4 protein-coding genes are annotated in these 20,232 nt (G+C 70.0%); all 4 read left to right on the top strand.

The window, feature by feature from the left end:
* Nucleotides 1-180 precede the first annotated feature (180 nt).
* The 4 genes from CMC5_RS26390 to CMC5_RS26375 are packed head-to-tail and all read left to right on the top strand — an operon-like array spanning nt 181 to nt 20,231.
* Complete coding sequence (locus CMC5_RS26390; protein WP_245677768.1) at nt 181-6,765, top strand: MupA/Atu3671 family FMN-dependent luciferase-like monooxygenase; 6,585 nt, start codon at nt 181-183, stop codon at nt 6,763-6,765.
* 2 nt (nt 6,766-6,767) lie between these two features.
* Nucleotides 6,768-14,570, top strand: a complete 7,803-nt coding sequence (locus CMC5_RS26385) for a hybrid non-ribosomal peptide synthetase/type I polyketide synthase (RefSeq protein WP_050433010.1) — start codon at nt 6,768-6,770, stop codon at nt 14,568-14,570.
* Between the two features lie 10 nt (nt 14,571-14,580).
* On the top strand, nt 14,581-19,359 hold the full coding sequence (locus CMC5_RS26380; protein WP_050433009.1) for a type I polyketide synthase: 4,779 nt from the start codon (nt 14,581-14,583) through the stop codon (nt 19,357-19,359).
* A 5-nt stretch (nt 19,360-19,364) separates the two neighbouring features.
* Entirely contained in the window at nt 19,365-20,231 is an 867-nt protein-coding gene (locus CMC5_RS26375) for a 3-hydroxyacyl-CoA dehydrogenase family protein (protein WP_050433008.1), read from the top strand.
* Nucleotide 20,232: the final 1 nt, after the last annotated feature.

Raw genomic sequence — 20,232 nt, 5'->3', positions numbered from 1 at the left:
CCGTTGACACAGTGATGCGTATTTTGGTCTTCCTACGTGGACGCTTCGGGGTGCGTGCTTCAGTGCTCGCCCTCGTGAAGTCACTGTAATCGTAGGGTGCCTACAATGCCCTGGATCCGTCATGAATTCGGATCCGGGAACGGGCTGCCACGTCGTGGTGGCCAGCGAGGCGACAACGCGATGATGAAGAGCTTCGTGCGCAGCGAGGAGGCCGTGATGCCGTCCTCTTCCACACTGGTCGAGCTGCTGCGCTGGCGCGCAGCCATCGCGCCGGCGCAGCGCGCCTGCACCTTCCTGCTGGACGGCGAGAACGACGAAATCAGCACGACCTACGCCGAGCTGGATCGGAAGGCGAGGGCCATCGCGAGCGCTCTCCAGCAGCTCGACGCGGTGGGGCAGCGGGTGCTGCTCCTCTATCCACCGGGGCTCGATTACGTCGCCGCGTTCTTCGGGTGCCTCTATGCGAACACGATTGCTGTGCCGGCATACCCGCCGAGCATGGCGCGGCTCGAGAGGACACTGCCACGACTGAGGGCCATCGCCGTCGACGCGCAGGCCACCGTGGTGCTCACGACGGCGGCGCTCCTCTCGATCGCCGAAGGGCTCGCGGCCCACGATCCCGCCTTCGGTCGGATGCGCTGGGTGGCGACCGACTCCCTCGTAGAGGGCATGGAGGACGCCTGGAAGGACCCACAGTCGAGCCGGGATACGCTGGCCTTCCTCCAGTACACCTCCGGGTCCACGACGACGCCGAAGGGCGTCATGCTGACCCACGGCAACCTGCTCTACAACCTGGAGCTCATTGCCGAGGGATTCGGCCATGGCCCTGGGAGCGTGGGGGTGATCTGGCTCCCGCCCTATCACGACATGGGCTTGATTGGCGGGATCTTGCAGCCCATTTTCATGGGGTTCCCGGTGACGCTGATGTCGCCCGTCGCCTTCTTGCAGCGGCCGGCGAGGTGGCTGCAGGCGATTTCCCGCTACCGCGCCACGACGAGCGGAGGCCCGAACTTCGCCTATGATCTCTGCGTGCGCCGGATCGCGCCGGAGCAGCGCGCAACCCTGGACCTCGGCTCGTGGGAGGTCGCCTTCACAGGGGCGGAGCCCGTGCGCGAAGAGACGCTCCGGCGATTCGAGGAGGCATTCGCTCCCTGCGGGTTCCAGCGGCGCGCCTTCTACCCTTGCTATGGGCTGGCCGAGGCTTCCCTCATCGTGTCCGGAGGGAGAAAGCTGGATCTGCCCGTCAGCCGGTCCTTCGACCGCACCGGGCTGGAGCAGCACCGGGTGCGTGAGCTTGCGGGCAGCGAGGCCGAGGCGCGCGCTCTGATCGGGTGTGGACCCAGCTTGCGAGGGCAGCAGGTCGTGATCGTCCATCCCGAGCAGCGGACGCACTGCGCCGAGGACGAGATCGGCGAGATCTGGGTCCAGGGGCCGAGTGTGGCCCAGGGGTACTGGGAGCGCGAGGAGGAGACGGCACGGGCGTTCCGGGTCCGCCCGGAAGGCCAGGCGGAGGGGGCTTACCTGCGCACGGGAGACCTCGGATTCTTCCATGACGGAGAGCTGTTCGTCACGGGGAGGCTCAAGGATCTGATCATCGTCCGCGGTCGCAACCACGTCCCGCAGGACATCGAGCTCACCGTGGAGCGGAGCCATCCGGCGCTGCGACCTGGATGCGGGGCGGCGTTTGCGGTGGAGATCGAGGCGGAGGAGCGCTTGGTCGTGGTCCAGGAGGTCGAGCGGCAGCACCGTCGCGATGATCTCGGTGAGGTGGCCGCGGCGGTGCGCCAGGCGGTGCTGGAGCAGCACGAGCTGGGGGTGTACGGCGTGGTGCTGCTCAAGGCGGGGAGCATCCCCAAGACGTCGAGCGGCAAGATCCAGCGCTTCGCGTGCCGGGCGGGATTTCTGGATGGGAGTCTGGAGGCGCTCTTCCGTGGGGTGCTGGAAGGTGCGGACGAGGCGGCAGCGGTGGTCGCCGAGGAGGGGAGCACGCTCGACGCCGACACGCTGCGGGCCCTTCCGCCTGCGGCGCGGCAGACGCTGCTCGAAGCCCACCTTCGGGCGCTGCTCGGGCGCGTGCTCCGTCTTCCGGCCGCTGCACTGGCCGAGGCGCGTCCGCTGAGCGCGCTGGGGCTCGACTCGCTGGTGTCGCTCGAGATCCAGCACGACATCGAGGGGAGGCTGGGGGTGGTCTTGCCCCTGACGAGCCTTCTGCGAGGCGCCACGCTGGGGGAGCTGGTGCGCGAGGTGCTCGTGCTCGTGGAGGCAGGAGAGGAGGGCCGTGGAGGAGCGCGGCTCTGCTCCGCAGGGGAGCTGCCAGAGGCGTTCCCGCTCTCTCACGGGCAGCGCGCGCTCTGGTTCATCCATCAGCTCGCGCCGGACAGCGCGGCCTACAACATCGCCGCCGCGGTCCGGATCACCTCGGCGGTCGACACCACGGCGCTGGGCGGCGCGCTCCAGCGGCTCGTGGAGCGCCACCCGGCGCTCCGGACGACGTTCACGACCCGCGATGGGGTGCCGATCCAGCGGATCCATGAGGCGCGCGAGGTGAGCTTCGAGGTCCACGACGCGGCCTCGTGGAGCGCCGAGGTGCTGGAGGAGCGGCTGGCGGACGAGGCGCACGTCGCGTTCGATCTGGAGCGAGGGCCGCTTCTCCACTTCCGTCTCTTCCCGCGGGCGGCGGAGGGCCAGGTGCTGCTCGTCGCCATGCACCACCTCGTGGGCGACTTCTGGTCTCTCTCCGTGCTGATCAAGGAGCTTCAGCTCCTGTACGGGGCGGAGAAGGCAGGCCGCGATGCAGGCCTCGCGCCGCTCCCGATGCATTATGCGGATTTCGTCCGCTGGCAGGGCGAGCGGCTCATGGGGGCCGAGGGGGAGCGCCTCTGGGGGTACTGGCGTGAGCGCCTCTCAGGGGAGCTTCCGAGCCTCTCGCTGCCGACCGATCGCCCTCGGTCGCCCGTGCAGACCTACCGGGGCGCGACCCGCGCGTTTGCGCTGGACCCGGCGCTCACTGCCGCGCTGCGACGCCTCGGTGAGGCGCACGGGGCGACACTCTACGCGACGCTGCTCGCGGCGTTCCAGGCCCTGCTCGCCAGGTACACGGGGCAGGACGACATCCTCGTGGGCTCGCCGATGGCAGGGCGAACGCGGGCGGAACTCGCCAACCTGTTCGGGTACTTCGTGAACCCGGTCGTCCTGAGGGCGGACCTCTCCAGCGACCCGAGCTTCGCCCAGCTGCTCGCGCAGGTGCGGGGGACCGTGATCGAGGCGATCGAGCACCAGGATTACCCGTTCGCGCTGCTCGTGGAGCGGCTCCACGCGAACCGTGATCCGAGCCGGTCGCCGATCTTCCAGGTGCTCTTCACCCTGCAGAAGGCGCCGTTCGCGGGGTACGAGGGGCTGTCCTCGTTCGCGGTCGGGACGCCAGGCGAGCCGCTCGCGCTCGGGGATCTCACGCTCGCCGCGATGCCGCTCGCGCAGCGTACGTCGCAGTTCGATCTCTCGCTGACCATGGCGGAGACCCGGGACGGGCTCGCGGGATCGTTCCAGTACAACGCGGATCTCTTCGACCCCGAGACCATCGCGCGGCTCGCAGGGCACCTGGAGGTGCTGCTCCGCGGCGTCGTGGAGCACCCTGACATGCCGGTGGCGGTGCTGCCGCTGCTGACGGCCGAGGAGCGGGAGAGAATGCTGGTCGCCTGGAACCGCACCACGGTGAGCTACCCGCGCGAGGCGTGCATCCACGAGCTCTTCGAGGCGCGGGCGCGGCAGGCGGGTGACGCGGTGGCGCTGGTCTTCGGGGATGTCCGCGTCACCTACGCGGAGCTGGATCGCCGGGCGAACCAGCTCGCTCACCACCTGCGCGGACTGGGCGTGGGGCCAGCGGTCCGGGTCGGCCTGTGCGTCGCACGCTCGCCGGAGCTGCTGGTGGGGATGCTCGGGATCCTCAAGGCGGGCGGCGCGTACGTGCCGCTGGATCCGGCATACCCGCGCGAACGGCTTGCGTTCATGCTGGAGGACGCGCAGGTGCCGGTGCTGGTCACCCAGGAACGCCTCGCCGGGATCGTTCCCACCTATGCGGGCCGTGTGGTCGCGGTGGACGCGGCGTGGGCCCGGATGGCTCAGGTGGCAAGGGAGAGCGCAGCGCCACCGCCTGCGATCGGGGTGACGGCGGAGCACCCGGCGTACGTGCTCTACACGTCGGGCTCCACGGGCAAGCCGAAGGGCGTGATCGTGGCCCACCGCAACGTCGTCAACTTCTTCACCGGGATGGACGAGCGGGTCGGCTGTGACGAGACGGACACGCTCCTCGCGGTCACCAGCATCTCGTTCGACATCTCGGCGCTGGAGCTGCTCTGGACGCTGACGCGGGGGGCACGCGTCGTGCTCCTGTCCGAGCGCGCGGCGAGCGGTGGCACGCTGCGAGCGGAGCCCGCGCGTCGCGCGAAGCCGATGCAGTTCAGCGTGTTCTACTTCGCCAGCGCGGACGGGGGCGAGGAGGTGGGGGCGAGCAAGTACCGCCTGCTGTTCGAAGGCGCAAAATTCGCGGACCGAAACGGCTTCTCTTCCATCTGGACGCCGGAGCGCCATTTCCACGCCTTCGGTGGGCTGTATCCGAACCCGGCCGTGACGAGCGCGGCGCTGGCAGCGATCACCGAGAACCTCCAGATCCGTGCGGGCAGTGTGGTGCTCCCCCTGCACCACCCGATCCGCGTGGCCGAGGAGTGGTCGCTGGTCGACAACCTCTCCGGGGGCCGCGTGGGCATCGCGTTCGCCTCGGGGTGGCATGCGAACGACTTCGTTTTCTTCCCGGAGCGCTTCCAGGGCCGCAAGGCGTACATGTTCGAGGAGATCGAGACGGTGCGGAAGCTGTGGCGCGGGGAGGGGATCCGCGTGCGCAGCGGCGCGGGGAACGAGATCGAGGTGGCGATCTTCCCCAAGCCCGTCCAGCGAGAGCTGCCGATCTGGATCACGGCGGCTGGGACGGCCGAGACCTTCATCAAGGCAGGAGAGATCGGCGCGAACGTGCTCACCCACCTGCTCGGTCAGAGCGTGGAGGAGGTGGCCGAGAACATCCGGCTCTACCGCGACGCGCTGGAGAGGAGCGGTCACGGGCGTGACGCGGGGCAGGTGACGCTGATGCTTCACACCTTCGTGGGAGAGGATCGCGAGGCCGTCCGGGCCAAGGTGAAGAAGCCGTTCACCGACTACCTGAGGACGTCGATCGGCTTGATCGAGAACCTGATCCGGAGCCTCGGGCTCTCGCTCGATCTCAGGACGATGAGCGAGCAGGACATGCAGGATCTCTTGCAGTTCGCATTCGATCGCTACTTCGAGACGAGCGCGCTGTTCGGGACCCCGGCGACCTGCGCCGCCATGGTGGAGCGGCTACGCGAGATCGGCGTCGACGAGATCGGCTGCCTCATCGACTTCGGCGTCGACGTGGACGCGACGATGGAGAGCTTGAGACACGTCACGGCGGTGATGGCCCAGGTCAACGCCCAGGCCGGCGCCGAGGACGCGTCGCTGGTGACCCAGGCGCGGCGTCATCGGCCGTCGCTCTTGCAGTGCACGCCCTCGATGATGCGCTTGCTCCTGCTGGATCCGGAGGCGGCCGAAGCGCTGCAGCCGCTGCGCGCCCTCCTGCTCGGAGGCGAGGCGCTCCCTTCGGCGCTGGCGCGGGAGGTGAAGCAGTCTCTTCCCTGTCGGCTGATCAACATGTTCGGTCCGACGGAGAGCACGATCTGGTCGGCCACGCAGGAGATCGGGGACGCAGAAGAGCCGATCACCATCGGCCGCCCGATCGCGAACACGCAGCTCTACGTGCTCGGGCCGCACGCGCAGCCCGTGCCCGTCGGTGTCGCCGGAGAGCTGTACATCGGAGGCGACGGGGTCGCCGGGGGTTACCTGAACCGACCCGAGCTGACCGAGGCGCGCTTCATCGCGAATCCGTTCGGCGTCGGGGAAGAGGGGGCGCGGCTCTACAGGACCGGCGATCGCGTCCGCTATCTGCCGGACGGCCGGGTGGAGTTCCTCGGGCGCCTGGATGCGCAGGTGAAGTTGCGCGGATTCCGCATCGAGCTGGGGGAGATCGAGGTGCTGCTGGAGGCGCATCCGGCCGTGAAAGAGGCCGCCGTCGTGGTGCGCGAGGACGTACCCGGTGACAGGCGGCTCGTGGCCTACGTCGTCCCCGAGCGGGGCGCGGAGCCAGGCGGCGCCAGGGGGAGCCTGGCGGCATCAGGGGCGGGGAGCGCGGCCGTCGTGACGGAGGTGCTGCGGGCGGCGCTGCGGGATCGCCTGCCCGACTACATGGTGCCGTCGGTGATCGTCGCGCTGGAGGCGATGCCGTTGACCTCGAACGGCAAGACCGACCGCCGCGCGCTCCCGGCCCCCGAGGCGACGCGGCAAGGGGCGAGGGCCGAGTACGTCGCGCCGCAGAGCGAGCTGGAGCGGTTGCTGGCGTCCTTGTGGCAGCAGGCGCTGAAGGTCGAGCAGGTCGGCGTGGACGACAACTTCTTCGACCTGGGGGGGCACTCGCTGCTCCTGGCGCAGGTCCACGGGCAGATCGGGACGGTGCTGGGGCGGCAGATCCCGCTGATCAAGCTGCTGGAGCACCCGACCATCCGCTCGCTGGCGCGGCACCTCGTGCAGGCGGACGCGCTCGGTGAAGCGAGCTTCCCCGACAGCGTCGATCGGGCCCGGAAGCAGCGGCAGGGGCTGGAGCGTCAACGTCAGAGCGCACTGAAGTCGCGGAAGAAGGGGCCCTGAGCATGTCCAGCGACGACGAACGGAGCGATGCGCTCGACATCGCGATCGTCGGCATGGCGGGGCGCTTCCCGAAGGCCAAGGACCTCGACGCCTTCTGGAGGAATCTGCGCGAGGGGATCGAGGGGATCTCGTTCTTCGACGAAGCGGAGCTCACGGCCATGGGGGTGCGGCCGGAGGTGATCCGCGATCGGCGCTTCGTCAAGGCGGCGCCGGTGCTCGACGACGTGGATCGCTTCGACGCCTCGTTCTTCGGCTTCTCACCGAAAGACGCGGCGATCATGGATCCGCAGCACCGCGTCTTCCTGGAGTGCGCGCACCACGCCCTCGAGCATGCCGGATACGATCCGGCGACCCATCCCGGGCCGATCGCGGTCTACGCGGGGACGAGCCTGAGCACGTACCTGCTCTTCAATCTGCTCCCGAGCCCCGCGTTCGAGGATCTCGAAGACAGCTTCCAGCTCATGCTGGGCAACGACAAGGACTTCCTCAGCACGCGGGTGTCGTACAAGCTCGGCCTCCGCGGTCCCAGCGTCGACGTTCAGACGGGGTGCTCGACATCGCTCGTCGCGGTCCACCTCGCGTGCCAGACGCTGCTCAGCTACCAGTGCGACATGGCGCTGGCGGGCGGGGTGTCCGTCCACCTGCCGCAGCGCACCGGCTACTTCCACGAGGAGGGCGGGATCGTCTCGCCCGACGGGCATTGCCGCGCGTTCTCCGCCGAGGGGCAGGGGACGATCTTCGGGAGCGGGGCCGGGGTGGTGGTGCTCAAGCGCCTGGAGGACGCGCTCGCCGACGGGGACACGGTGCACGCCGTGATCAAGGGCTCGGCGATCAACAACGATGGCTCGCTGAAGATCGGCTACACGGCGCCGAGCATCGAGGGGCAGGCCGAGGTCGTGGCGCGGGCGCACGCGGTGGCCGAGGTCGACGCGGCGACGATCACGTACGTCGAGGCGCACGGTACGGGGACGGTGGTGGGGGATCCGATCGAGGTGGCGGCGCTGACCCGCGCGTTCCGCGCCACCACGCAGGAGACGCAGTTCTGCGCGCTGGGATCGGTGAAGTCCAGCATCGGGCACCTCGACGCGGCGGCCGGGATCGCGGGGCTGCTCAAGACGTCGCTCTCGCTGCGGCACCGGGAGATCCCGCCGAGCTTGCACTGCGAGCCGCTCAACCCGAGGATCGATTTCGAGAGCTCGCCGTTCTACGTCAACGCCGAACTCAGGGCGTGGGAGGCAGGGGCGACGCCGCGCCGGGCAGGGGTGAGTTCGTTCGGGATCGGGGGGACGAACGCGCACGTCATCCTGGAGGAGCCGCCGCCGGCCATGGCGTCGATGGAGGCGACTCCCTGGCAGCTCTTGCTGCTGTCGGCCCGGACGCCTTCGGCCCTGGAGCGCATGACGGAGGAGCTCGCCATGCACCTGGAGCGCGAGCCCGCCGTGAATCTGGCCGACGTGGCCTACACGCTCCAGGTGGGCCGTCAGGGCCACACGCACCGTCGGGTGCTGGTCTGCAAGGATCGTGAGGATGCGATCGGTGTGCTGAAGGGGGCCGACGCGGCGCGGGTGTTCACGGCGTTCCAGCCGTCGGGGAGCCGTCCGATCGCGTTCCTGTTCCCCGGGCAAGGGACGCAGTACCCGCGCATGGCGCAAGGGCTCTACGAGCAGGAGCCGCTGTTCCGGCGGCACGTCGATCGCTGCGCGGAGATCTTGCGGCCGGAGCTGGGGCTCGACCTCCGGCGGCTGCTGTACCCGGCGCCCGGTGGCGAGGAGCACGCGCGGCGTGCGCTGGACCGGACGGAGCTGACCCAGCCCGCGCTGTTCGTGATCGAGTACGCGCTCGCGTGCTTCTGGATGGACCTCGGCGTGCGGCCCGAGGCGCTGATCGGCCACAGCATCGGCGAATATGTGGCGGCCTGTCTGTCTGGGGTGCTGTCGCTGGAGGACGCGCTGTCGCTGGTGGTCGTCCGAGGGCGCTGGATCCAGCAGCTGCCGCCGGGCGCGATGCTCTCTGTGGCGTTGCCCGAGGCGCAGGTGCGCGCGCTGCTCGGTGCGCGGCTGTCGCTCGCGGCCGTGAACGGACCGAGCCTCTGCGTGGTCGCGGGTACCTCGGAGGACGTCGAGCGGCTGGAGCGGCAGCTCGCCGAGGCGGGGACGGAGACACGGAGGATTCACACCTCGCATGCGTTCCACTCTGCCGCGATGGACGTTCTGGTGGAGCGCTTCACCGAGCGCGTCCGGCAGACCACGCTGCACGCGCCGCGGATCCCGTATGTGTCGAACGTCTCCGGGACGTGGATCACCGAGGGAGAGGCGACCGATCCGCGTTACTGGGCCCATCACCTCCGCCAGACGGTGCGCTTCGGGGACGGGGCCGCGACGCTGCTGAAGCTCCAGGACGCCATCCTGCTGGAGGTGGGGCCAGGCAGGACGCTGGGCACGCTGATCCGCCAGCAGCTCGCCGCTTCGGCGTCGCAGGTGGTGGTGGGGTCGCTGCGCCACCCGCAAGACGGGGTGCCGGACAGGGCCTTTCTGCTGTCGACGCTGGGATCGCTCTGGCTCGCTGGCGTGTCGCCGAGCTGGCATGTGCTGCAGGAGGGGACGCAGCGGCGGCGGATCCCTTTGCCGACGTACCCGTTCGAGCGTCAGCGGTACTGGATCGACCCGCAGGGCCCGCTGGGGGAGGCGGGCAAGGGCCGCGCGTCGACGCGGGCGGCATCGACCAGGCAGCTCTGGATCCCATTCTGGAAGCCGGCCGTGCGCGCGACTCGGGCAGGGGAGGTGGCAGCAGGAAGGGGCGCCGAGGACGGGACGGAAAGCGCGACGGGGCGCTGGCTCGTGTTCCTCGACGAGGGCGGCTGGGCCGAGCGGATCGCAGCGCGGCTCCGGCACCTCGGGCACGAGGTCGTGTGTGTGATCGCGGGGGCGGCGTTCTGCCAGGTGGATGCGCACACGTTCCGCATCGACCCGCACGACCCCGGGGGGTACGAGCTGCTGGTCGATGCGCTGCAGGCGGCGGGGGCGCTTCCTTCGGGGATCCTTCACGCCTGGAGCATCGATCCCGAGGACGTGGTCGGGACATGCCCGCGCGGGGTCGTCGACGGCGCCTCGTGGGTCGTCCGCGCCCTGGGGCCACGCTGCGCGCCGCAGCCGCTGCGTGTCGTGGTGGTCTCACGGGGAGCGCAGTCGGTCACGGGGGAGGAGGCGCTCGTCCCGGCGTGGGCCGCGCTGCAGGGGCTGGGGGACGTCGTCCCGCGCGAGCACCCGAATGTCACCTGGCAGAACGTCGACGTCGCGCTGCCGGCGTCAGGGTCGTGGCAGGCCGAGCAGCTCGTCGAGGAGCTCCTGCGCGATTGCCTGGGGCCCGACGAGGCAGGTTTCCTCGCGTACCGAGGGGGGCGCCGCTGGACACGGGACGTCGAGCCCGTGGTCGGTGAGCGGACGGCGTCACGGGGAGCGACGTTGCGGGAGGGGAGCGTCTACGTGGTCGTCGGTGGGGCGAGCGCGCCTGGTCTCGCTTGTGCGGAGCACCTGGCCCGGACCGTGCGCGCGCGGCTTTCCGTGCTCGTGCCGGCAGGATTCCCGGAGCGAGGTGCGTGGGATGGGTGGCTTGCGGCGCATGGCGAGGCGGAGCCGGTGAGCCGTTGCGTGCAGCGGCTCATGGCGCTGGAGGGCACGGCGTCGGAGCTGCTCGTGCTGGGGGTCGAGGTCGAGGACGCGACGGCCCTGAGCGCGGCGCTGTGCCGGGTGGAGGCGCATTTCGGGGCGCTGCACGGGGTGGTCTGCGTGCCGGGGGCGGCGTCGGACGTGGCAGGGCAGGGCGCCGTGCAGGAGGCGCCCGAGGGGGTGTGGGGTCACGTCGCGCGGATGGGGCGCGGGATCGATGCGCTGGCGTGCGCGCTGGGGGAACGACGCCTCGATGTGTGCCTGGTGGGGGCGTCGGAGGCCTCGGTGCCAGGAGACGTCGGCCTGGCCGCTCGGGCGGCGGCGAGCGGCTACCTGGAGGCCTTCGCGCACGTGCAAGCGCGGCGGGGGGCAGCGTGGTGGGTGAGCGTGGATGAGGAGCCCGGGCAGGTGCTGGCGGAGGCGCTGGAGCATGTGCTGACGCTGCGGGGGACGCCTCGGGTCGTCGTCTCCACCGAGGATCTGCGGGAGAACGGTGCGGTGTCGGTGCGGTCGCCGCGCCTCCAGTTCGTCGGGACGCCCGTGGAGGGGAGCGGAGAAGGAGCGGCCCTCCAGCACCCGCGGCCCAGCGTGAGGACGGCTTACGTCGCGCCGCGAGATGAGCGCGAGCGGATGTTGGCCGGGATCTGGCAGGCGTTGCTCGGCATCCAAGAGGTCGGCGTGCATGACGACTTCTTCGAGCTGGGTGGTCACTCCTTGCTCGCGACCCAGCTCGCCTCGCGCATGCGGGATGCGTTCCAGGTCGAGGTGGTGCTGGGGAGCCTGTTCGATACGCCGACGGTGGCGGGCCTCTCGGGGGTCGTCGCGCGTCTCCAGGCCGAGCCGGCCGTGGAGGGGGCCGCTCGTCATGCGCGGATCCCTGTGCTGTCGCGCGAGGGTGACGCCTTCCAGCTCTCGTTCGCGCAGCAGCGTCTGTGGTTTCTCGATCAGTTCGAACCGGGCATCGCCGCTTATCACATCTCCGAGTCCGTCCGGCTCCGAGGACCCCTGGATCTCGCGGCGTTTCGGGGGAGCCTGTCCGAGGTCGTCTGCAGGCACGAGTCGCTGCGCACGACGTTCGCCGTGGTGGGCGGGGAGCCGGTGCAGGTCGTCGCCGAGGTGCTGACGCTCGAGGTGCCGCTCACGGATCTGGGAGAGCTTTCGGAGGCGGCACGAGAGGCGACGGTCCGGGAGCGGGTCGTGGACGAGGCGAACCGTCCCTTCGATCTGGCCTCGGGGCCGTTGCTTCGGGCGCACCTGTTCCGGCTCGCGCCGGAGGAGCACGTGCTGCTCCTGACGGTGCACCACATCGTGGCCGATGGGTGGTCGATGGGGGTGCTGATCCAGGAGATGGTGGCGCTCTACGAGGCGGCGTGCGCCAGCCGTCCCGCCCCGCTCTCGCCCGCGAAGGTCCAGTACGTGGACTTCAGTGCGTGGCAGCGGACCTGGTTGCAAGGCGAGCGCCTCGACGCCCAGCTCGACCACTGGAAGCGTGCGCTCGCAGGCAGTTCGGGGGTGCTGGATCTGCCGACGGATCGGGTACGCCCCGCGGTGCGCACGTACCGGGGCGCGCGCCATTTCTTCGCGTTGCCGACGTCCATGGTGAGGGGACTCGGCGCGCTGAGCCAGCGGGAGGGGGTCACGCTGTTCATGACGCTGCTCGCGGCGTACCAGATCCTGCTTCACCGCTACGCCCGGCAGGACGACGTGCTGGTGGGGAGCCCCATCGCGGGGCGGAGCCGGACGGAGATCGAGGGGCTGATCGGTTTCTTCGTGAACACCCTGGTCCTGCGGGGCGACCTGTCGGGCGATCCCACCGTGCGCACCTTGCTTTCGCGGGTGCGAGAGGTCGCTCAGGGCGCGTACGCACATCAGGATCTCCCGTTCGAGATGCTGGTGGAGGCGCTGCGGCCGGAGCGCGATCTCAGCCGGACGCCGCTGTTCCAGGTCATGTTCGCGCTGCAGAGCACGCTCCTGCCGGAGCGGGAGGTCGCCGGGCTGCGCCTGCACCGCGAGGCGCTCGATACCCGCTCGGCGAAGTTCGACCTCTTGCTGGAGCTGTACGAGGGGAAGGAGCAGCTCTCCGGCTGGCTCGAGTACAACGCCGATCTCTTCGAGGCGGCGACGATCGCGCGGATCGTCGAGCACTACCAGGCGATCCTGGAAGGCTTCGTGGCGCGGCCCGAGCAGCGCATCTCCGAGCTGGAGCTGGTCACGGCGGCGGAGCGACGGCAGATCGTGGAGGCCTGGAACGCGACGGCGGTCGCCTACCCGTCGGCGTCGTTGCACGGGCTCGTCGAGGCGCAGGCCGCGCGGACGCCAGAGGCCGAGGCGGTGGTCTTCGAGACGCAGCGGTTGACCTACCGCGCGCTGGATCAGCGCGCCAACCAGCTCGCACGACACCTCCACGCGCTCGGGGTGACCCGGGAGACGCGGGTGGGGGTACACATGGAGCGGTCGGTCGAGATGGTGGTCGCGTTGCTCGGGATCCTCAAGGCCGGCGGCGCTTACGTGCCCCTCGACCCGGAATACCCGGCCGAGCGCCTCGCCTTCATGCTCGACGACGCGCGGATCGCCGTGCTCCTGACGCAAACGTCGCTCCAGGGGGCGCTCCCCGTGAACGACACCGCGGTGATCGCGCTGGATACCGCGTGGGCCTCCGTGGCGGAGCGCTCGGCGGAGCCGCTGCAGGACGAGACGCTGCCCGATCAGAGCGCGTACGTGATCTATACCTCGGGCTCGACGGGGCGCCCCAAGGGCGTGGTCAACACCCACCGGGGCATCTGCAATCGCTTGCAGTGGATGCAGGAGGCCTACGGGCTCACGGTCGACGATCGGGTCCTCCAGAAGACGCCCTTCGGCTTCGACGTGTCCGTCTGGGAGTTCTTCTGGCCTCTGCTCAGCGGCGCGTGCCTTGTCGTCGCGCGCCCCGGGGGCCACCGGGACAGCGGCTACCTGGTGCAGGTGATCGCAGAGGAGCGGATCACGACGGTGCACTTCGTCCCCTCGATGCTCCAGATCTTCCTGGAGGAGGACGATCTCGCGCCGTGCAGGAGCCTCGCCCGCATCGTGTGCAGCGGCGAGGCGCTGCCAGTCACGCTGGCGGAACGGTGCCTGTCGCGCCTCCAGGTGGATCTGCACAACCTGTACGGGCCGACCGAGGCGGCCGTCGACGTGAGCGCGTGGGCCTGCGCGGCGGGGGAAACTCGGCGGGTACCGATCGGGCGGCCCATCGCCAACATCCAGCTCTACGTGCTGGATCGGTCAGGGCGGCTCTGCCCCGTCGGGGTTCCTGGAGAGCTCCACATCGGCGGCGTGGGCCTCGCGCGTGGCTATCTGGGTCGGCCGGGTCTGACGGGGGACCGGTTCGTCCCGGATGCGTTCAGCGACGAGCCTGGCGCGCGGCTCTACAGGACCGGCGATCTGGTGCGCCTGCTGCCGGACGGGGCGCTCGATTTCCTCGATCGCATCGACTTCCAGATCAAGCTCCGCGGCTTCCGCATCGAGCTGGGCGAGATCGAGGCGGCGCTGCAAGCCCATCCGGGCGTGCGCGAGGCCGTGGTGGTGGTGCGACGCGACGAGGCAGGCCTGCAAGCGCTCGTGGCCTACCTCGTCCAGAGCGGGGCGGTGGCGCCTGCCCTCGGGGACCTGCGCGCCTCGCTCCGGGCGCGCTTGCCCGAATACATGATCCCGGCCGGCCTGGTCTTCCTGGAGCGGATGCCCCTCAACGCGAGCGGCAAGATCGATCGGCGCGCCTTGCCGGCGCCGGCGCTGGGGCGGCGCGTGTCCGAGGCGAGCTACGCCCCGCCGAGCACGGCGCTGGAGCGCCAGGTGGCCACGATCTGGCAAGAGGTGCTGGAGCTGGATCGGGTCGGGCTCCACGACAATTTCTTCGATCTCGGCGGTCACTCGCTGCGCATGGTGCAGGTCCGGAGTCGGCTCCAGGAGGTCCTGCCGAAGCCCGTCTCCATCGTCGAGCTGTTCCAGTATCCGACGATCGCGGCGCTCCTCGCCTACCTGGACGAGCGCCACGATCAGCGCGCGGTCGTGCAGCAGAGCCAGAGCCGGGCCGAAGCGCGCCGCGAGTCGCTCGGGCAGCTCGCGCGCGGGAGGCAGCGGCCGAGGACGGCGAGGAAGGCCTGAGGAGGCGCCCATGGACCGCGACGATTCGAAGAGCTGCTTGCTGGACATCGCCGTGATCGGCCTGGCGGGCCGTTTCCCGGGTGCGAAGGACGCCGATGCCTTCTGGCGCAACCTGCGTGAGGGGGTGGAGTCCGTCTCGTTCTTCTCCGACGAGGAGGTGTTCGCGGCGGGGGTGGATCCGGCGGTCGCCGCGCACCCGAGCTACGTCAAGGCGGGCGCGGTCCTGGAGGACGTCGAGCTGTTCGACGCTGCCTTCTTCGGCTTCAGTCCGCGCGAGGCCGAGCTGCTGGATCCGCAGCACCGGATCTTCCTGGAGTGTGCCTCCGACGCGCTGGAGCACGCGGGTTACGATCCCGAGCGGTTCGAGGGAGCCATCGGGCTGTACGCGGGCGCCAACCTGAGCACGTACTTGCTCTTTCACCTGATGGCGAGCCCGGGCCTTCTCGCGTCTGTGGGCGCGTTTCCGCTGCGCCTCGCCAACGACAAGGACTTCCTGGCGACGCGCGTCGCCTACGAGCTGCACCTGCGGGGGCAGAGCGTCACCGTGCAGACGGCCTGCTCGACCTCGCTGGTGGCGACCCACCTGGCTTGCCAGAGCCTGCTGAGCCGCGAGTGCGACATCGCGCTGGCCGGCGGCGTGTCGGTGCTGCTGCCGCAGCGCACGGGTTACTTGCACCAGGAGGGGATGATCTTCTCGCCCGACGGTCACTGCCGCGCCTTCGACGCGCGCGCGCAGGGGACGCTCGCGGGGAACGGCGCGGGTGTGGTGGTGCTCAAGCGGCTGGAGGACGCGCTCGCCGATAGGGACACGATCCACGCCGTGATCAAGGGCTCGGCGATCAACAACGATGGCGGCCTGAAGGCAGGGTTCTCGGCGCCCAGCGTGTCGGGGCAGGCCGCGGTCGTCACGGAGGCGCTGACGGTGGCGGGCGTGGACGCGGCGTCGATCTCGTACGTCGAGGCGCACGGCAGCGGTACGCCGCTGGGGGACCCGATCGAGGTGGCCGCCTTGACCCAGGCGTTTCGCGCCGAGACCGACGCGGCGCAGTTCTGCGCGATCGGCTCGGTGAAGACGAACATCGGGCATCTCGACGCCGCGGCAGGCGTGGCCGGACTGATCAAGACGGTGCTCGCACTCCGGCACAAGGAGCTGCCGCCCAGCCTTCATTTCGAGCAGCCGAACCCGCAGATCGACTTCGAGCAGAGCCCGTTTTACGTGAACACGCGGCGGGTCGCGTGGGAGACGGACGGCGCCGCGCGGCGGGCGGGGGTCAGCTCGTTCGGCATGGGTGGCACCAACGCCCACGTGATCGTCGAGGAGGCTCCCCCGTGCGAGCCCACGGCGCCGTCGCGCGCCTGGCAGGTCGTGCAGCTCTCGGCCAGGACCGCGACGGCCCTGGAGGCAGCCACCGATCGGTTGGTCGCCTTCTTCGAGCAGGAGCCCAGCGCGTCGCTCGCCGACGTCGCCTACACCCTGCAGGTCGGACGCAGGGAGTTCAGCCATCGCCGCACGGTGATCTGTCGGGATGGCGAGGACGCGGTCGAGGCGTTGAAGGCGCGTGATCCGCGGCGCGTGATGACGTCGGTGCGTGGGGACGGGGAGCGGCAGGTGGTGTTCCTGTTTCCCGGGCTGGGCGACCACTATGTGCAGATGGCCGCCGAGCTGTACCGGGACGAGGCGGTCTTCCGCGAGCATCTGGATCGGTGCTGTGCGCTGGCGAAACCGCTCCTGGGGGTGGATCTGCGAGAGGTTCTCTTTCCCGAGCCGCAGGGCGGCCCGTCGAAAGGAGCATCCGCCACCACCGCACCGCGTGGTCTCGACTTTCGCGCGCTGGTGCGTGGCGGGGCGGATGGAGGAGATGCGGCCACGCAGCGCCTGAACCGGACCGAGCTGGCTCACCCTGCGCTCTTCGTCGTGGAGTATGCGCTGGCGCAGCTCTGGATGGCTTGGGGAGTGCGCCCCAAGGCGATGCTCGGCTACAGCCTCGGGGAGTACGTCGCGGCATGCCTCGCGGGGGTGTTCTCGCTGGAGGATGCACTGCGGCTGGTCGTGAAGCGCGCTCAGCTCATCCAGAAGCTGTCGGCCGGGTCGATGCTCGCGGTGCCGCTTTCTCCTGAGGCGCTGCATCCGCTGCTCCCGGACCAGGTGTTTCTGGCGGCGGTGAATGGTCCGGAGCTGTGCGTCGTCTCCGGTGTGCCCGACGCCGTGGACGCGCTGGAGAAGCAGCTCGCCGGGCGGGACGTGATCGGCCGGCGCCTGCCGACCACACACGCTTTTCATTCCCCGCTGATGGAGTCCGTATGCGGGGCCCTCGTCGAGGTCGTGCGGGGCATCGCGCTGCGGCCTCCGGCCATCCCGTACCTCTCGAACGTGACGGGCACGTGGGTCACGGAAGAGGACGCGACGGACCCGTCGTACTGGGCGCGGCACCTTTGCCAGCCGGTGCGGTTCAGCGATGGGCTCGCCGCGATCCTCGAGGCGCCGAATCGGGTCCTGCTCGAGGTCGGCCCCGGGCAGAGCCTGTCGGCGATGGCGATCCAGCAGGACCCGGGCAGCTCCGAGCAGCGAGCGCTCGCCCTGCCGTCGCTGCGCCATGTGTACGACCGCCAGCCCGACGTCGCGTTCGCCCTGAAGACGCTGGGGCAGCTCTGGCTGACGGGGGTGGGGATCGACTGGGCGGGGTTCCATGGACAGGAGCGGCGGCGGGTGCCATTGCCCAGCTATCCCTTCGAGCGGCTGCGGTACTGGGTGGAGCCGCCGGGGCCGGAGGCGAGGGAGCGGGCGTCACGCGAGCTGGCGCGCAGGAGCGCTGAGCTCGGGGACTGGTTCTATGTGCCCTCGTGGCGTCAGGCCCCGCTGCCGCATCCCGTCGAAAGCCAGCCGCTCGACGCAGGCGGTGGCACCTGGCTGATCCTCTCCGACGAGGGAGGCCTCGGGGACGCGCTCGCCGAGCACCTCTGCGCCGCCGGGCAGCAGGTCGTCACCGTGCTCGCAGGGCAGGCATTCTCCGGCCTCGACACGGAGGAGGCGGTGCAGGAGGGAGCGCCCAAACGCGACGTACAGCGCTGCTACCTCCGGCCTGCGTCCTTCGGCGACTACGATCGACTCGTCGCGCAGCTCTGCGCGGCAGGGCGGCGGCCGGCGCGGATACTCCACCTGTGGAACGTCGATTCCGACCGACAGGAAGGGGCGGGCGCGCCCACCTTCGAGCAGGCGCAGCACGTGGGCTTTCACAGCCTGCTGTTCCTCATGCAGGCCCTTCGTGAGCACGGCGTCGACGATCCGATCCAGCTATGGTTCCTCGCGCGTGACCTCCACTCGATCGAGCGTCACGATCGGCCTCGCCCCGAGAAGGTCACCGCCCTGGGCGCGCTGCGGGTGATACCGCAAGAGTATCCTTGCATCACCTGCCGAAGCATCGAGCTTCCCCCTGCGGAGGGGCGGCAGACGGGGAGGCGGCTCCTCGACCACGTGCTCGCCGAGATCGCGGAGATTTCCTCGGACGTGGACGTGGCGTACCGGGGCGACCAGCGCTGGGTGCAAGGCTTCGCGCCGGCCCCCCTCGCGGTGCCACGTGGTTCCTGCCCGCCCGTGCTGCGCGAGGGCGGGGTCTACCTGGTCACGGGCGGATTGACCGGGCTGGGGGCGGTGACCTCCGTGTACCTGGCGCGCACCGCGCGCGCCAAGGTGGCCATCGTCGATTCGCTGTCGCTCCCACCACGCGCGACGTGGGAAGGCTGGCTGAAGGGGGACGCAGGACGGGGCATGATGCGCGAGGCCATCACGACGATCCAGGCCCTGGAGGGGCTTGGCGTCGAGCCTCTCGTGGTGTGCGCGGACGTCGCCGACGCCGACGCGCTGGCGGCCGTGATGGTACAGGTGGAGGCGCGCTTCGGGGCGCTGCATGGCGTCGTTCACGCGGCAGGAGCGCGTGGCGAAGCGTCGTTCCGGGCGCTGTCCGAACTCGATGTCGGCGAGGTGGCGCGGCAGCTGGGGCCGCGGGTGCAGGGGCTGCTCGCGCTGGAGGAGGCGCTCGGAGCGAGGTCGCTGGAGCTGCTGGTCGTGCAGTCGTCGCTGTCCTCCGTTCTCGGGGGCCTGGGACTCGCGGCGCACACGGCGGCGAGCCGCTGCATGGACGCTCTCGCTCACGTACAGGCGAGCCACCGGGCAGCGACCACGCTGGTCATCAACTGGGACGCGCTTCGACCCGAGAGCGATCGGTCATCGGGTGAGGTCGGTCGTGACGTGGCCGCGGAGCGCAAGCCAGGACATGAAGCCGGGCACGACGCCTCCGCGGGAGCCATCTCCGCGGCGGATGCGGCGCTGGCCCTGCACCGGATCCTCTGGAGCCGCCCCGGGGCGCAGGTCCTCGTGTCCCCGACCCACTTGCCGACGCGACTCTCGCGATGGGTGGAGCGGTCCGAACCTGTGGTGGCAAGCCCCCCAGGGGGTCGCGCCTCGGCCCATGCTCGCCCGCACCTCGCGACCCCTTACGTCGAGCCGTCCAGCGAGACGGAGCAGCTCATTGCGCGGATGTGGCAGGAGCTACTCGGGATCGACCAGGTGGGGGTGCAGGACAGCTTCTTTCAGCTCGGCGGCCACTCGCTGCTGGGCACCCAGCTCGTCACCCGCTTGCGCCAGACCTTCCACGTGGAGCTGTCGCTGCGGGCGATCTTCGAGGACCCGACCGTGGCAGGACTGGCCCTCGCCATCGAGGCGCTCTTGCTCGCGGAGATCGAGGCGCTGAGCGACGACGACGTGGACGCATTCGTCGAAACAACGAGGTGATAACGATGAGTATTGCGACCGTGGGCGTCATCGGCGCCGGTGTCATGGGCGTGGGAGTGGCGCAGGATCTCGCGCAGCACGGCGTCGAGGTGATCCTGCTCGATGTCACGGATGCCGTTCTGGAGCGGGCTCGCAGCCAGATCCGGCAGAGCATTCGCTTTCAAGGGCTTTTCGGCAAGGGAGGGCGCGCGCACAAACCCGACGACGTGCTCGGGAAGATCGCGTTCTCGACCGACACGAAGCTCCTCGAGAGGGCGGATTTCGTCATCGAGAACGTGACGGAGAAGTGGGAGCTGAAGCGAGGCGTTTACGCCGACATCGATCCCATCTGCCCCTCTCACTGTGTTTTCGCGGCGAACACCTCGGCGATTCCGATAACGCGCATCGCGTCGCTGACGAAGCGCGCCGACCGGGTGGTCGGGATGCATTTCATGAACCCGGTGCCCATGAAGTCCGTGGTGGAGGTGATCCGGGGTCATCACACGACCGAGGAGACCCTGGGGATTGCCAGGGGGCTCCTGTCGCAAATGGGCAAGGAGGGGATCGTCGTCAACGACGCCCCCGGATTCGTCTCGAACCGCGTGCTCATGCTCACCATCAACGAGGCCGTCTTCCTCCTACAGGATCAGGTGGCCGGGGCCGAGCAGGTCGACCGCATCTTCAAGTCGTGCTTCGGCCACAAGATGGGGCCCCTGGAGACGGCTGACCTCATCGGATTGGACACCATCCTTTACTCGATCGAGGTGCTCCACGAGAGCTTCGGTGACAGCAAGTACAGGCCATGCCCATTGTTGAAGAAAATGGTCGACGCGGGGCTCCACGGCCGGAAAAGCGGCCGCGGATTTTATTCCTACGACGTCCGCGAGAATTGAA

Origin of the sequence: Chondromyces crocatus (assembly GCF_001189295.1) — a bacterium.
Taxonomy (GTDB): domain Bacteria; phylum Myxococcota_A; class Polyangia; order Polyangiales; family Polyangiaceae; genus Chondromyces; species Chondromyces crocatus.
Note: the sequence above shows the minus strand (reverse complement) of the source record. Positions and strands in the feature narration are given on the sequence as shown.

Coding starts and splice junctions, on each gene's coding strand:
- CMC5_RS26385 (WP_050433010.1), top strand. CDS start 6,768: ATGTCCAGCGACGACGAACGGAGCGATGCGCTCGACATCGCGATCGTC.
- CMC5_RS26390 (WP_245677768.1), top strand. CDS start 181: ATGATGAAGAGCTTCGTGCGCAGCGAGGAGGCCGTGATGCCGTCCTCT.
- CMC5_RS26380 (WP_050433009.1), top strand. CDS start 14,581: ATGGACCGCGACGATTCGAAGAGCTGCTTGCTGGACATCGCCGTGATC.
- CMC5_RS26375 (WP_050433008.1), top strand. CDS start 19,365: ATGAGTATTGCGACCGTGGGCGTCATCGGCGCCGGTGTCATGGGCGTG.